Here is a 15,614-nt window from a genome sequence, read left to right as displayed (position 1 = left end):
GCGGGCGGACGGACGACCGCCCGCCGGACGCGTCAGACCCGGTTGAGCAGCCTTGCGCGGATGGTGCCGGGCAGCGCGCGGATCGCCTCGAGAATCTCGACACCGTTCGCCACCGGCCCTTCGGCGTCCAGCACCACGTAACCGATCTCGCCGTCGGTCTGGTAGTGCTGGGCGGCGATGTTGATCTCGTAGCGGGCGAAGAGGTCGTTGAGCTTGCCGAGTTCGCCCGGCAGGTTGCGCTGCACCTGGATGAAGCGGGTGTTGTTGGTGCCCTTGGGAAGCTGCACCTGCGGAACGTTCACCGCGCCGATGGTCGATCCCACGTCCGAATACTCGATGAGCCGCCGCGCGACCTCCTCGCCGATGCGCTCCTGCGCCTCCTCGGTCGAGCCGCCGATATGCGGCGTCAGGATCACGTTGTCGAGGCCACGCAGGGGCGAGACGAACTCCTCGTCGTTCGACTTGGGCTCGCTGGGGAACACGTCGACGGCGGCACCCGCCAGATGGCCGGACTTGAGCGCCTCGGCCAGCGCATCCACGTCGAGCACCGTGCCCCGCGCGTTGTTGATGAGATAGGCACCCTTCTTCATCATCGCGATTTCGGCCGCGCCGATCATGCCGCGCGTTTCCGGCGTCTGCGGCAGATGCAGCGAGACGACATCGGCCGCCGCCAGAAGCTCCGCGAGCGAAGCGGTCGGCTCGGCGTTGCCGTGGCGCAGCTTGTCGGTGTGATCGTAGTAGATCACCTTCAGGCCCATCGCCTCGGCGAGGACGGCAAGCTGCGAGCCGATGTTGCCATAGCCGACGATGCCGAGCGTCTTGCCGCGCACTTCGTTGCTTCCGGCCGCGGACTTCAGCCAGCCGCCACCGTGGGCCGCCATGGACTTGGTGAAGGCGCCGCGCATCAGCATGACGATCTCGGCCATCGTGAGTTCGGCGACCGAGCGGGTGTTGGAAAACGGCGCGTTGAAGACCGGGATGCCGCGCCGGTTGGCGTTCACGAGGTCGACCTGGTTGGTGCCGACCGAGAAGCACCCCACGGCGACGAGCGTGCCCGCCTCCTTCAGGATCGTCTCGTCGATCTGGGTCCGCGAGCGGATGCCGACGATATGCACGCCCTGCAGGGCCTCGATCAGCGCATCGCGGTCGAGCGCGGTCTTCAGCTTCGTGACGTTGGTGTAGCCCGCCTGCTCGAGCAGGACGGAGGCGGTCGGGCTGATGCCTTCAAGCAGGAGCCAGCGGATTTGATCCTTGGGGCGCGACAGGCCGGTGGTCATGAGGGCGGTTCCGTGGTCGGGGGGAGCGCACGCGGGAGGAGGCCGCGCCGTCTCCTGTCGACGCTCTGGTGCACCGTCCTCGGGGAAATTTCAACTGCCCTGGCGCGAATTCCCGCCTCAGACGGACGCGACCCAGTCGCGCAGCCCCTTCAGGAACTGTGTCAGGCGGGCCTGCGTCTCGGCAAAGCGGTCCGTCCGGGCGAAGCCTTCCACGTCCATGTAAAGCGCCCGGTTCACCTCGATCTGCAGCGAGTGCACGCCGGCGGCCGGATTGCCGTGCAGGCGCAGGATCTCCGCCCCCTTGAAGGGATCGTTGACGGCAACCGAGAATCCGAGCCCGGCGAGAAGCGAGCGCGCCGTTTCAAGAAAGGCCGGCGAGGCGGTCGTTCCCTCCCGGTCGGAGAGCACCATGTCGGGACGGCGGGAGCCCGTCGCATCCTCGTGCATGGCGTTCGCCACCGGCTGCATGGAATGCAGGTCGAGATGGAAGACCCGCCCCGACGCGTCGCGGCTTTCCGCCAGAAGGCCGGCCAGCGCCGCGTGATACGGCTCCCAGCAACGCGCGAGCCGCGCCTCGTAGTCGGCGCGCCGCACGGGGCCGTCGAGAAGCGGCGCCCCGTCCGGCGGCGTCGCGCTCCAGATCACGCCCTTTCCAAGCATCGCCTTGGCGGAGGGGGCAAGCCGCAGCCCGTCGGCCCTGTCCAGAACGGACGGATCGAGATCGTCGCGCGCGCGGTTCACATCGCAATAGGCGCGGGCGAAGCGCGCCGCGAGCAAAGGCATCCCGAGCGAGGGACCGGCCGCGAACAACTCGTCCACATACATGTCCTCGCTGCGGCGATAGCGCCCCGGCGGTTCGATTGCACGAAAGTCGTCCGGATAGACCGTGCCCGAATGCGGACTGTCGAGCACGAGCGCGACCGGCGGACCTTCGGGCCGCCGGATCTCGGTCATCGCCTCGCCGGCCTGCGCTGTCATGCCACTCAGCCCTCGTTGAGATGGCAGGCGGAAACACGCCCGGGCGCGATTTCCTTGAGCTTCGGCATCTCGACCTTGCATCGCGCCATGGCATGCGGACAGCGCGGGTGGAAATGACAGCCCGGGGGCGGCGCGAGCGGCGAGGGAATCTCGCCCTTCACCGGCTGGAACACACGCTTGCGCGCATCGATGCGGGGCACCTCCGCGAGGAGGGCCTTCGCATAGGGGTGGTTGGGGTCGGCGAAGAGTTCGGCCACCGGCGCGCTTTCCACCACGCGGCCGAGGTACATGATCACCACCCGGTCGGCGAGATGCTCCACCACGCCCAGGTCATGGCTGATGAAGAGATAGGTCAGGCCGAGGTCGCGCCTGAGATCCATGAACAGGTTGATGACCTGCGCCTGGATCGACACGTCGAGCGCGGCGATGCTTTCGTCGCAGACGAGGAACTCCGGGTTCACCGCAAGCGCGCGGGCAATGCCGACGCGCTGGCGCTGACCGCCGGAGAACTGGTGCGGATAGCGGGTCTTGAAGCTCGGATCGAGCCCGACGCGCAGCAGCATCTCGTCCACATAGCCATCGAGATCGCCCTTGCCGACGAGCCCGTGCACCTTCGGCGCCTCGCCGACGATGTCCTTCACCCGGAAACGGGGATTGAGCGAGGACATGGGGTCCTGGAAGATCATCTGGATCTTGAGGATCGCGTCGCGGCGCTCGGCCCCCGACAGGCGGGAGACGTCCTTGTCCCGCCAGAAGACCTTGCCGGCACTGGCCGAGTGAACGCCCGCCACGACACGTCCGAGGGTGGACTTGCCGCAGCCCGATTCGCCCACCAGGCCGACGACCTCGCCCTCGCCGATGGCCAGCGACACGTCGTCGACCGCATGCACCACCTCTTCCTGACGCGCCGCGCCGAAGAGGTTGGCGATGCGTTCGGCCGCATCGAGCTTGCGGGTGAAGCGCTTGGAGACATTCTCCAGACGCAGGATCGGCGCGGTGCTCATCGAACGTCTCCGGCAGGTCCGGCGGCGGCGGCCGCAAGGTCGACATGGGGATGGTGGCAACGCACCGCGCGCGCGTCCGCTCCGCCCCCCGAGAAGGCAAGCTCGGGCATCCCCGCGCAGACGCTGGTGGCGCGCGGGCAGCGCTGGGCGAAGGTGCAGCCGGCGGGAAGCGAGAGCAGCGACGGCGTCATGCCGGGGATCTGCGCCAGCCGCTCGCCGCGCCGGTTGTGGCTCGGCACCGAGCCGACGAGACCGAGCGTGTAGGGATGGGCCGGAGCGTCGAGCACCTCGCCGACCGGCCCCTCCTCCACGATGCGGCCCGCGTACATGACCGCGATCCGGTCCGCGAGCCCGCCGACGACGGCGAGATCGTGGGTGATCCAGATCATGGCGAGACCGCTCTCGGCGCAAAGCTTCTGCACCTCGTAGAGGATCTGCGCCTGGATGGTCACGTCGAGCGCCGTGGTCGGCTCGTCGGCGACGATCACGTCCGGCTCGTTGAGCAGCGCGATGGCGATGGCCACACGCTGGCGCATTCCGCCGGAAAACTGGTGCGGATAGGCTTCGAGCCGTTCGTCGGGTGCGGGAATGCCGACGCGCGCCAGTGCCTCTCGCGCCCGCTCCCGCGCCGCTTCGCGCGACACGCCGGCATGGGCGCGGATGGCCTCGATCATCTGCGTGTCGATGCGCAGAACGGGGTTCAGCGTCATCATCGGATCCTGGAAGATCATGGCGATGCGGCTGCCGCGCAGCTTTCGCCATTCCTCCTCGCGCCGCCCGACGAGATCCTGCCCGGCAAGACGGATGGAGCCCTCGACAATGCGCCCGGGCGCATCCACGAGCCCCATCAGCGAGAAGCCGGTGACGGTCTTGCCGGAGCCGCTTTCGCCCACGAGGCCGAGCACCTCGCCCTTGCGCAGCGAGAAGGACACGCCGTCGACCGCCTTGGCGACGCCCGCCTTGGTGAAGAAATGCGTCTTGAGGTTCTCGACCTCAAGCACCGTTTCGCCCGTCATCGCGCTCACCTTTGAAGCCTGGGATTGAGCACGTCGCGCAACTGGTCGCCCACCATGTTGATCGAGACGATCGTGATGAGCAGCGCGACGCCGGGGAAGACGGCGATCCAGTACTTGCCCGAAAGCATGTACTCGAAGCCGTTGGAGATCAGCAGCCCGAGCGAGGGCTCGGTCTGCGGAAGGCCGAGGCCCAGGAACGACAGCGTCGCCTCCAGCGCGATGGCGTGGGCGGTCTGCACTGTGCCCACCACGATCAGCGGCGCGATGCAGTTGGGCAGGATGTGGCGGAAGACGATGCGTGCGTGGGACAGGCCGAGGCAGGCGGCGGCCTCCACGTATTCGCGCCGCCGCTCGCTGAGCGCCGAGGCACGCACCGTTCGCGCGTAGTAGGCCCACTGGGCCACCACCAGCGCGATGATGATCTTGTCGACGCCCTTGCCGAGGATCGCCAGCAGCATCAGCGCGATCAGCACCGCCGGGAGCGAAAGCTGGATGTCGACGAGGCGCATGATCAGCGTTTCGGTGCGCCCGCCCGCATAGGCGGCGATCAGACCGATGGTCATGCCGACGAGCACCGCGATCACCGCGGAGGAAACGCCGACCGACAGCGAGATGCGCAGCCCGTAGAGAATGGCCGACAAGAGGTCGCGCCCCGCCCCGTCCGTGCCGAGCCAGAAGGTATAGCCGTCCATGCTTTCCGCGCCGGGCGGCATGCGGGCGTCGAAGATGGAGACGGTGGCGAGATCGTAGGGGTCCTGCGGCGCGATCCAGGGGGCGAACACGGCGAGGAAGACGATGGTCGCGAAAATCAGCGCGGCGCCCACCGCGATACGGCTTTCGCAGAAGTCGGACAGGAAGCGGCGGAACCCGCTTTCCGGTGGCGGCGCGGGCAGGACGGATGCGCCCGGTCCGGCCGCTCCCGCCGCCTCTTTGGTATCGGTGGAGGTCATGAAGCTCCCCTTACTGGCCGCGATCGGCGAGCCGCACGCGCGGATCGAGGATCGAATAGAGGATGTCGACGATCAGGTTGATGACGACGAAGAGGAACACGATCATCACCAGGTAGGCCACGATCACGGGCCGGTCGAGCTGCTGGATGGAGGAGATCAGCAGCTTGCCCATCCCCGGCCAGGCGAAGATCGTCTCCGTCACCACCGAGAAGGCGATGAGGGAGCCGAACTCGAGCCCGAGCACGGTGACGACCGGGATCAGGATGTTCTTGAGAATGTGCACGCCGACGATGCGTCCGCGCGGCAGGCCCTTGGCGCGGGCGAACTTCACGTAGTCCTGCAACATCGCCTCGCGGGTGCCGGCCCGCGTCAGGCGGATGACCAGCGAGATCTTCAGCAGGGCGAGGTTGAGCGCCGGCAGCGCCAGATGTCGCAACCCGTCGATCGTCAGGAACGACAGGGGCACGCCGAGCACGTCGACCGTGTCGCCGCGCCCCGTGGATGGCAACCAGCCCAGCATCACCGCGAACACCATGATCATCATGATGCCAACCCAGAAGGTGGGCAGCGAAAAGCCGAGGATCGATCCGGCCATGATGGTCTTGGACGCCGCGCTGTCGGGATAGAGCCCGGCGTAGAGGCCGAGCGGAATGCCGATCACCACCGCCATCAGCAGGGCCGCGAAGGCCAGCTCCAGCGTCGCCGGCATCCGTTCGATGATGAGGCCCAGCGCCGGTTCGCCGAACACGAAGGACTTGCCCAGGTTTCCGGTGACGGCATTGGTGAGGAAGATCCAGAACTGTTCCCAGATCGGCCGGTCGAGGCCGAGCGCCCGGGTCACCTGCTCGATGTCGGCCTGGTCCATGTCCGGGGTGATGAACATGTAGACGGGATCGCCGACGAGATGGACGCCGAAGAACACCAGAACGGCCATCGCCACCATGACGAGAACGCTCTGGAGCAGGCGCCGGAGAATGAAGACGCTCATGCGGTGGGGTTTCCGAACCTGGCGTGTCGCGCTCAAGGCGCCGTGACGGGCCGCCGCCCGGATCCGGGCGGCGGCTGACGTGTTGGGGACGGAATGCCGTGCGGGCGCGCGGGCGCGCCCGCCCCGGGCTTACTCCTTCACGACGCCATAGGCGACCGTGTACTCATCCGTGCGCGGGATGTACTTGAGACCCTTGCGGCTCGCCCAGGTGTTGACCTGGTAGTGGATCGGAATGATCGCCAGGTCCTCGATGGCAAGCTCGGTCGCCTTGGCGAGCAGGTCGGCGCGCTTCTCGTCGTCGACTTCCGCGAGCGCCTCCTCGATCACCTTGTCCACCTCCGGGTTGGAGTAGCGGCCACGGTTCGCGGTGCCCATGCCCTTCTCCTTGTCGAAGGTGGCGATGAGCGCGCGCAGCGGCGAGGACGCCTCGCCCGAACCGGCGCCCCAGCCGACCAGGATCAGCGAGAACTCCGGCAGGCCGTCCGCTCCGGTGGAGGCACGGGTGAAATAGACCGAACGCGGCATGGTCTCGACCTGCGTCTTGATGCCGACGCGCGTCAGCATCTGCGCGATGGCCTCGGCGATCTTGGCGTCGTTGACATAGCGGTCGTTCGGGCCGTGGATCGTCAGCTCGAAACCGTCGGGCAGACCGGCCTCGGCGAGCAGCGCCTTGGCGCCTTCCGCGTCATAGGGCTCGGGCTTCAGGTTCTCCGACACGCCGAAGAAGCCTTCGGGCAGGAGCTGGCCGGCCGGAATCGAGAGCCCTTCCATCACGCGGTCGCGGATGAGCTCGCGCGAGATCGCCTTGGAGATGGCCTTGCGGACCTTCTGGTCCAGCAGCGGGTTCTTGATGTCGCCGCCGCCATTGGCCTTCACGAAGGGCGAGTTCTCGCGGAACTGGTCGATGTGAAGGTAGATCACGCGGTTGGACACGCCCTGCGACAGCGTGACGTCGTCACGTGCCTTGAGGGTGGCGATGTCGGTGGTCGGCACACCGTTGATGATGTCCACGTCACCGGCAAGCAGCGCCGCGACGCGCGACGGCCCTGCCTTGATCGGCTTCAGCGTCACCTTGTCCCAGATCGGCTTGTCGCCCCAGTAGTCCGGGTTGGCCTCGAGCACGATGCGGTCGCCCGGAACGTATTCGGAATACTTGTAGGGACCGGTGCCGGCGGCGGCCTTGCCCGAGTTGTAGTCCTCGGTGGTGCCCTCGCAACCGCCCTCGTTGGAAACGATCGCGATGTTGCCGAGGTCGTTGACCATGGTCGGATACGGGGCATCCGTCTTCACGTGGACGGTGTAGTCGTCGATCTTCTCGAACGTCTTGCCCTTGGTGTAGGTGCCGAAGCCCGCCGGCGAGTTGGGCACATTGGGCGCACGCTCGAAGGTGCAGATCACATCGTCGGCGTTGAAGTCGCTGCCGTCGTGGAACTTCACGCCCTCACGCAGCTTGAACTCCCAGGTGGTCTTGTCCACCGGCTTCCAGCTCACCGCCAGGCCCGGCTTGAAGTTCTGCTTCTCGTCCGGATTGGCCAGCCGGTCGAACATCATGAAGCCGAGCTGGTTGTTCGGCCCCAGATTGTGGAAATGCGGATCCATGGAGGTCGCTTCGGAATCGACGCCGATCACAAGCTCCTCGGCAAGAGCCGGACCGGCCAGCGCGATCGACGAACATGCCGCGGCGAGAAGGGCGCGCGTGAGCGGCCGTTTCACGGTCTTCATCAAATGTCTCCCCTCCGGACCCCTGGAAGGAATGTGTTCTCGGACGGAGCGGGATCCGGGATCCCCGACCGGTGCCGTTCACGGAAGGCGGGCGCCTGCCACGGCTTGTAGGAAAGGCTATTATGCGATTTAATAATCGACAAATGAAAAACGATAACTCTGACGCATAGACCTATTCTCGTGGCAAATACCCGCAAGATGATCAGCTCCGAAGGCCCGACCGTCGGCGCGCCGGCCGAACCCGGCAGCGCGTTCGGTGGCATCACCTTTCGTGAACTCGAGGTGCTGCGCGCCGTGATCACCGAGGGGAAAACCACCGCGGCCGCGCATCGGCTCGGCATCTCCCAGCCCGCCGTCAGCCGCGCCATCGCCCAGCTCGAGGCCAGACTCAACCGCCAGCTCTTCCTGCGCCACGGCAATCGCATCGAGCCGACCTCCGAGGGCCTCGCCTTCAACGAGCAGATCGAGCCGATCTTCACCACGCTCGCCAGCCTGCAGGCCACGGCGGCCGAATCGCCCAATTCCAGGCGCCTGCGCATCACCGCGCCGCCGACGCTTGCCCACCGCCTCGTGACGCGGCTGATCGCCGGCTTCCTGAAGGAAAACCCCGACACCTCCGTTCATCTCGAGATCGGCATGTCGCTGACGGTGACCGCCGCCGTCGCGGACGAGAATGCGGACCTCGGCATCGGCGACATCCGCGTGCAGCACGACGGATTGCGCCTTTATCCCTTCCGCCGGGCCTTCGCCCATGCGGCGATTCCCGTGGACCATCCGCTGGCGAACCGGCAGGAGATCGTCCCCCGGGACCTTGAGGGCGAATCCTTCATCGCCCTCACCCGCCGCTTTCACCAGCGCAACGTCTACGACCGGATCTTTCTGGAGAACGGCGTGGAACGGAAGATGCGTGCCGAGGTCGCCACCAGCATTTCCGTCTGCGAACTGGTGCGCGAGGGCATGGGCATCGGCCTGGTCAACCCGTTCCCCGTCACCCTTCGCACGTTCGAGGGGGTCGTCTTCCGCCCCTTCCGGCCCAGCGTCGAGTATCTGACCTACTTCTTCACCCCCGCGCGGACGGTTTCGCCGATCGCGCAGAGTTTCATCGAATACGCCCGCCGGGCCGTGCCGGCCGACGCCTATTCGCAACCCGCCTGAGCGCCAACCCCGTCCGTCCCCTCCCCACGGTCAGCGACGGGGACGGTCAAAGGATCCGACATGTTGCAGCAAGCAGCGCCCAAATCCGTTGCCATCCTCAAGGATCTCGTGGGCTTCGACACCACGAGCCGCAATTCCAACCTCGATCTCATCGCCCATGTGGAAGCGTTTCTCGCCGAACGCGGTGTGAAAAGCGTCCGCATTCCCGACGAGACCGGCGAAAAGGCCAACCTGCTGGCAACGATCGGCCCCGCGGACCAGCCCGGCTACGTCCTGTCCGGCCACACCGACGTCGTTCCGGTGGACGGCCAGTCCTGGGCGACCCCGGCCTTCGACCTTTCGGAGCGCGACGGGCGGGTCTACGGACGCGGGTCCTGCGACATGAAGGGCTTCCTCGCCTGCTGTCTCGCCAAGGTGGACGACATGATCGCCGCCCCGCTCAAGGCGCCGATCCATCTCGCCTTCTCCTATGACGAGGAAGTGGGTTGCAAGGGCGTGCCGAGCCTGGTCGAGCATCTGGTTGCCACGCATCCGCTGCCGCGTGCCTGTTTCGTCGGCGAGCCGACCGAGATGCAGGTGGTTCTCGGCCACAAGTCGAAGCGCTCCTACAAGGCGATCTTCACGGGCAAGACCTGCCATTCCTCGCTGGCTCCCTTCGGCGTCAACGCGGTCGAGCATGCCGCCCAGCTCATCGTCAAGCTTCGCGAGATCGGCGAGCGTCTCGCCGGCGGACCGAGCGACGATCTCTATGACGTGGGCTTTTCCACGGCCCACGTCGGCACCTGCCACGGCGGCACGGCTCTCAACATCGTGCCCGACACCTGCGAGGTCCTCTTCGAGTTCCGCGTTCTGCCGTCGCAGGACGCCGATGCGCTCGTGGAGGAGATCATCGCCTACGCCCGCGAGGTGATCGAGCCGCAGATGACCGCGCGCGATCCCGAGACCGGCATCGTCTTCGAGGAAATCTCCAGTTTCCCGGGTATCGACACCGCGCCGGACGCGGAGGTCACCGTGCTGGCGAAGAAGCTCGCGGGTCGCAACGATCACGCCAAGGTCGCCTATGGCACCGAGGCCGGACGTTTCGTGGAAATCGGCGCCGTGCCCACGGTCGTCATCGGCCCCGGCAACATCGAGCAGGCCCACAAGGCGGACGAATTCATCGAGATCAGCGAACTGGCGAAATGCGAGGCCTTTATCGACCGCCTGATCGAGGAGGCAATCAGATGAGCGCAGGATCCGGAAGCATGGAGAACGAGTTTCCGCTCGAGCTGAAGAAGACGGACATCACCCCCTATCTCGCCGGCAACACCGGCATTCGCGGCGTGACCACCTTCGACAGCGGACGCGCGGGGCCGCATGTGGCCATCACGGCGGTGGTCCACGGCAACGAGCTGTGCGGCCCCATCGCCCTCGACTGGCTGTTTCGCAACGAGGTTCGCCCGCTGGCGGGCAAGCTGTCCCTCGCCTTCGTCAATCTCGACGCCTACGACCTCTACGACGAGGCCGATCCCTTCGCCTCGCGATGGGCCGACGAGGACATGAACCGCCTCTGGCAGAACGAGACGCTCACCGATGACAGCACCCGCGAGCGCCGCCGCGCCCGGGAGCTGCGTCCCTTCGTCGACACCGTGGACCTGCTGCTGGATCTTCATTCCATGCAGAACGCGACCGAAGCGCTGACACTCTCCGGTGCGCTGGAAAAGGGTCGTGACCTTGCCCGCGCCGTCGGGGTTCCCGCCCTGGTGGTCGCCGACAAGGGCCATGCCGCGGGCAAGCGCCTGCGCGACTATGGCGGTTTCGGCGATCCGTCCAGCACGAAGAACGCGCTGCTGATCGAGTGCGGCCAGCACTGGGAGCAATCGAGCGCCGACGTGGCGCTGGCCTCCTCCCTGCGCTTCCTGCAGGCGACCGGCGCCGTTTCCCCTGATTTCGGCGCGGACACGCTCGCGGGCTTCGGCACGCCGTCGGCCCAGCGTTTCGTCGAGATCCTCCAGCCGGTCACCATAGAAACGGATGCCTTCCGCTTCGAGCAGGACTTCAAGGGCATGGAGGTGATCGACAAGGCCGGAACCGTGATCGCCCACGACGGCGACACGCCGGTGACCGCCCCCGTCGACGGGACCGTGCTCATCATGCCGAGCCGCCGGCTCGACAAGGGCATGACGGCGGTGCGCCTCGGGCGCTACCTCGTCTGAACCGCCACAGGGGCACGGACGGGTGCGCATACGTCGTTGCGTCCGTGCCCCGCTTGCGCTACTGACAGGATCATGAGCACGAAGATTGTCACGAACGGCTGCTGGTGGTGGCGCTCCTGAAAAGGGCGGCAACCGGCTGCGCGTGACCGACTGTCACACGGGCATCAGGATCGGAAAGCCGCCGCGGGACCCCGCCGGCGGCTTTGTCATATGCGCATTCCGCCCGGGGGAGAACCGCGGCCCACGGAGGACGACGGACATGCAGATCAACCGCGAGGAACGCTTCGCGACCGAAGGTGGCATCGGGATCAGGGTCACGACCCGCCCGGCCGACTATGAGAAGGGCACCTCGCCCTGGATCGACCGGCTCGATGCGGAGCGCGGTGCGGTCTTCTCCTCCTCCTATGAGTATCCCGGCCGCTACACCCGCTGGGACATGGCCCTGGTCAATCCGCCCCTGGTGCTGGAATCGCGCGCCCGCGAGGTGTCGCTCACCGCGCTGAACGACCGTGGCCGGCTGCTGCTTCCCGCCATCCGCAAGACGTTGGACGGGCTTTCCGAGCTTGCCCGCCTCGAGGGCGACGATACCCGCCTTGAGATGACGGTGGCCGCCCCCACGCGTGCCTTTTCCGAGGAGGAGCGCTCGCGCCAGCCCTCGGTCTTCTCCGTGATCCGTGCCATCAACGCCCTGTTTGCCTGCGATGACGGCCATCTCGGCCTCTATGGCGCCTTCGGCTACGATCTCGCCTTCCAGTTCGAACCCATCGAGCTGGCGCTGGAGCGGCCCGACGACCAGCGCGACGTGGTGCTCTACCTTCCCGACGAGATCCTGCTGGTCGATCACTACGGCCGAAAGGCGCAGGTTCTGTCCTACGAGTTCGAGGTCGACGGGCGCTCCACCGACGATTTGCCGCGCGATGGCGCGCGCGAGGCCTACCGTCCCGCCAATGGATTGCCCGGTCGCGGCGACCACGAACCCGGCGAATACGCAAGGCTCGTGGAGGAGGCGAAGGCCTATTTCCGGCGTGGCGACCTTTTCGAGACCGTTCCAGGGCAGGTCTTCTACGAGGCATGTCCCGCGGCCCCTTCTGCCGTGTCCCGGCGCCTGCAGGAGATCAACCCCTCCCCCTACGGCTTCCTCATCAACCTCGGCAACGCGGAATATCTCGTCGGCGCCAGCCCGGAGATGTATGTGCGCGTTTCCGGCGGACGGCGGGTCGAGACCTGTCCGATCTCCGGCACCATCCGGCGCGGCCGCAATGCCATCGAGGACGAGGCGCAGATCCGCAAGCTCCTGAACTCCGCCAAGGACGAGGCGGAGCTGACCATGTGCTCCGACGTCGACCGCAACGACAAGAGCCGCATCTGCGAGCCGGGTTCGGTGCGCGTCATCGGCCGCCGGCAGATCGAGATGTATTCGCGCCTCATTCACACGGTGGACCACATCGAGGGAACGCTGCGTTCCGACCTCGATGCGCTCGACGCCTTCCTGTCCCACACATGGGCGGTGACGGTGACCGGCGCGCCGAAGCGCTGGGCCATGGAGTTCATCGAACGCCACGAGAAGAGCCCACGCGCCTGGTATGGCGGCGCCATCGGCGCCATCCTCTTCAACGGCGACATGAACACCGGCCTGACGCTGCGCACCGTGCGCATCAAGGACGGGGTCGCCCAGATCCGCGCCGGCGCGACGTTGCTCTTCGACAGCGTGCCGGAGGAGGAGGAGGCCGAGACCGAGCTGAAGGCGGAGGCCATGCGCGCGGCGGTGCGCGAAGCCGGCCAGGGGGTCGCGCAGCAGCCCCACGCGCAGGCCGACCTTCCGGGCAAGGGCCTGAAGATCCTGCTCGTGGATCACGAGGACAGCTTCGTCCACACGCTCGCCAACTATTTCCGCCAGACCGGCGCGGAAGTGGCGACCTACCGCTCGCCGGTGGCCGACAGCGTCTTCCATGACGTCGCGCCGGATCTCGTGGTGCTCTCGCCCGGCCCCGGCAATCCGAAGGACTTCGACTGCGCGGCGACCATCGGCCGGGCACGGGCGCGCGGCCTGCCGATCTTCGGCGTGTGCCTTGGCCTGCAGGCACTGGCCGAAGGCCTCGGCGGACGGCTCGGACAGCTCGAGGTGCCCATGCACGGCAAGCCCTCGCCGGTGACCTTCACCCCCGACAGCCTGCTGTTTTCGGGCCTTGCCTCGCCGGTCACGGTCGGGCGGTATCACTCGCTCTTCGCCGAGCGCGACGCGCTTCCGGACGGCTTCCGCGTCACGGCGGAAACCGCCGACGGGGTCGTCATGGCCATCGAGCACGCATCCGAGCCCATCGCCGCCGTGCAGTTTCATCCCGAGTCGATCATGTCGCTCGACCAGGAGGCCGGACACCGCATCATCCGCAACGTGGTCGGACGCCTCGTGAAACACTCGGGCCGCACCGCCGCAGCCGCCGCAGCCGCCGCGGGTTGAAAGTCGCCTCAACACCTGCACGAGGCATCGGAAGACACCTTCCGGTGCCTCGTTGCCGCTGGAAGCAGTCAGTCGAGAACGACCGGATAGTGGCTCGAATACCGCCATGCGCGCGCATTCGACCGCTTTCCCGCGATCGTCATGTCCACGACATGATCCGACCAGAGGGACAGAAGGACACCCCTCAGCCCCTCTCCGTCCGGCATCGGGATCTCAACGAAACGCCCGGAATCGTCCTTCCACATGGCAATCGAGTGGTTGGAATCGAAATGCCCTTGCCGGTTCGAACGCTTGATCAGCCCGTATGAGGTGAAGGTCAAAACGGAGCTTCCCGGGTCGTCCGCGAGGTTCGATGCGTATTGCGCGGGCCAACGGTTGCGGATTTGCGGCCCGTCGAGAAGCAACGCGATGATCAGGTTGGGAGCCACGGCGCGCAGGATCTCATGACACGGCTCGGACCGTGCCAGTTCCTCGCAAATCAGCACCGACATGACCGAGCTCTTGCGAAACCGGTGAAAATGGATCTCGCGCTCCCGGAGCTGAAAATTCTCCCACCAGTAGCGGATCTTCGGATTCAACGCCGAGGACAGCGCGTATGTTTCGACCTGACTGCGGTCCATGCGCCAGCGATGATGCTTGCTGCGGCTCGTGGAGGTGTGCTTCTTCGCGCCGTCATTGCGCTCCCATACCCGCGTCAGGACATGATTGCCGGCGGCCCCGTCGCAGTTGTCGCTGCTGCCCGAGATCACGAACTCCAGCCTTGGCTCCGCTTCCTTGAGGCGACCACAGAGCTCATTGAAAACCCTCCAGTTCAGAGCGTATTCCGGCAGGATCACACCGTTCACACAACCGGACTCAAGCTTTGCCTTTCTGACCAGTTGCTCGCAATCGCGAATAAAGCGCTTGGCCTTTTCCTTCGATCCGATCCAGCTTTGGGCCAGATCGAAGTTCTCCCAGTTCTTCTTGTACTGATGCAGCTCACGCGCTGTCCGGCCAGGTTCGACATGCGGCTTGAAGTCCTTGCCTTCCAGCTTCACCGGCGCGGGAATGAGAAGGATGTCCAGGGTTTCGAGATCTTCGCTCGGCGTGTCGTTCGTGGTGAGGTCCCACAGGCAACGGACCTCGCCCCGTCCGGGAAGCAGCGCCAGATTGCGCGTCAGATTGCGCAATGTGGTTCCCACCCCGGACACGCGTACCTTCGGCATCACGCAAGCCACGCTGCTGTCGGCCATGTAGGTCACTGAGGGAGGAGGCCTGCGCGGTTTATCTCCTTCATGATCCCGATGATAAAGCGTCTTGATGATGTCTTCCCAAAGGCCTCCGCCATATGCGCGACTGGGCACATGGTCCCGCAGCAACCGGTTGAGCGCCATGTCGGCAATCATCACGAGCTTGAACGCAACCTCGCACCAACTCGGAAGCGGTGCGCCATTTCGAACGGACGAACCGAACACCACCGGCTCGTCCCAGGCATCGATCAGGCCCCGCCAACGTGTGACCACCTCATGCGGGACGGCTCCATCCTTGCGCCAGGCCGCCGAAATGTCGTTCAGCGCGTGCCGATCTTCTGTCGTCAGGACGATTCGCTGCCCGCCATCGTTTGAGGCATACGGCGAGGGATCAAAATGAACAATCAACCCCGATATCTTGACCAGGTATCCGGCGGCGGCAAACAGGTCGGTCGGCATGACCGGCGGGAACCCGTATTTCACCTCATGTGCAGAGCTCTCTGGGCCCACAAGACTCTGGAACATCTCTGTATAAACGTCATCGTTGGTTCCATTCGGCAGGACGGCTGCAATCACCTGCCCCACGGTCTGGCTCGTTGAGATCATTGAAAAATGGCCCCTCTTCTACAAATATGTTTTTGA

General features: G+C 66.1%; 12 protein-coding genes. 4 read left to right on the top strand and 8 right to left on the bottom strand.

What is annotated here, in order from left to right; translation table 11 throughout:
• Positions 1 to 32: 32 nt before the first annotated feature.
• The 7 genes from serA to ACYX4S_RS03905 form a co-directional block, all read right to left on the bottom strand.
• The gene (serA, locus tag ACYX4S_RS03935) at positions 33 to 1,277 is read right to left on the bottom strand and encodes a phosphoglycerate dehydrogenase (protein ID WP_476361961.1); all 1,245 of its coding nucleotides are present in this window, start codon (positions 1,275 to 1,277) and stop codon (positions 33 to 35) included.
• A gap of 117 nt (positions 1,278 to 1,394) precedes the next feature.
• Positions 1,395 to 2,255 carry an N-formylglutamate amidohydrolase gene (locus tag ACYX4S_RS03930; RefSeq protein WP_476361960.1) on the bottom strand — a complete coding sequence of 287 codons (861 nt, stop codon included), beginning with the start codon at positions 2,253 to 2,255 and terminating at the stop codon, positions 1,395 to 1,397.
• Between the two features lie 5 nt (positions 2,256 to 2,260).
• A complete protein-coding gene (locus ACYX4S_RS03925; RefSeq protein ID WP_293723819.1) occupies positions 2,261 to 3,259 on the bottom strand; it encodes an ABC transporter ATP-binding protein in 999 nt (332 codons plus the stop codon).
• A complete protein-coding gene (locus tag ACYX4S_RS03920) occupies positions 3,256 to 4,275 on the bottom strand; it encodes an ABC transporter ATP-binding protein (RefSeq protein ID WP_293723817.1) in 1,020 nt (339 codons plus the stop codon). Before ACYX4S_RS03920 ends, ACYX4S_RS03925 begins: the two co-directional genes overlap by 4 nt.
• Positions 4,276 to 4,280: 5 nt before the next feature.
• Positions 4,281 to 5,225, bottom strand: coding sequence for an ABC transporter permease (locus tag ACYX4S_RS03915; RefSeq protein ID WP_476361959.1), 945 nt, complete (start codon positions 5,223 to 5,225; stop codon positions 4,281 to 4,283).
• Positions 5,226 to 5,235: 10 nt separating this feature from the next.
• Positions 5,236 to 6,213, bottom strand: a complete 978-nt coding sequence (locus ACYX4S_RS03910) for an ABC transporter permease (RefSeq protein WP_293723813.1) — start codon at positions 6,211 to 6,213, stop codon at positions 5,236 to 5,238.
• A 129-nt stretch (positions 6,214 to 6,342) separates the two neighbouring features.
• Positions 6,343 to 7,935 carry an ABC transporter substrate-binding protein gene (locus tag ACYX4S_RS03905; RefSeq protein ID WP_293723811.1) on the bottom strand — a complete coding sequence of 531 codons (1,593 nt, stop codon included), beginning with the start codon at positions 7,933 to 7,935 and terminating at the stop codon, positions 6,343 to 6,345.
• Positions 7,936 to 8,133: 198 nt separating this feature from the next.
• Here ACYX4S_RS03905 and ACYX4S_RS03900 point away from each other — a divergent pair, with 198 nt between their 5' ends.
• The 4 genes from ACYX4S_RS03900 to ACYX4S_RS03885 all read left to right on the top strand — a co-directional run bounded on the left by ACYX4S_RS03900 (position 8,134) and on the right by ACYX4S_RS03885 (position 13,743).
• Complete coding sequence (locus ACYX4S_RS03900) at positions 8,134 to 9,090, top strand: LysR family transcriptional regulator (protein ID WP_476361958.1); 957 nt, start codon at positions 8,134 to 8,136, stop codon at positions 9,088 to 9,090.
• A gap of 60 nt (positions 9,091 to 9,150) precedes the next feature.
• Entirely contained in the window at positions 9,151 to 10,317 is a 1,167-nt protein-coding gene (gene argE, locus ACYX4S_RS03895; RefSeq protein ID WP_476361957.1) for an acetylornithine deacetylase, read from the top strand.
• Positions 10,314 to 11,285 carry a M14 family metallopeptidase gene (locus ACYX4S_RS03890; RefSeq protein ID WP_476361956.1) on the top strand — a complete coding sequence of 324 codons (972 nt, stop codon included), beginning with the start codon at positions 10,314 to 10,316 and terminating at the stop codon, positions 11,283 to 11,285. Before argE ends, ACYX4S_RS03890 begins: the two co-directional genes overlap by 4 nt.
• A gap of 259 nt (positions 11,286 to 11,544) precedes the next feature.
• Entirely contained in the window at positions 11,545 to 13,743 is a 2,199-nt protein-coding gene (locus ACYX4S_RS03885) for an anthranilate synthase component I (protein WP_476361955.1), read from the top strand.
• A gap of 68 nt (positions 13,744 to 13,811) precedes the next feature.
• On the opposite strand, the gene ACYX4S_RS03880 is transcribed toward ACYX4S_RS03885, so the two are convergent.
• A complete protein-coding gene (locus tag ACYX4S_RS03880; RefSeq protein ID WP_476361954.1) occupies positions 13,812 to 15,557 on the bottom strand; it encodes a hypothetical protein in 1,746 nt (581 codons plus the stop codon).
• Positions 15,558 to 15,614: the final 57 nt, after the last annotated feature.

This window comes from Stappia sp. ABD4_338, from assembly GCF_056312175.1.
Note: the sequence above shows the minus strand (reverse complement) of the source record. Positions and strands in the feature narration are given on the sequence as shown.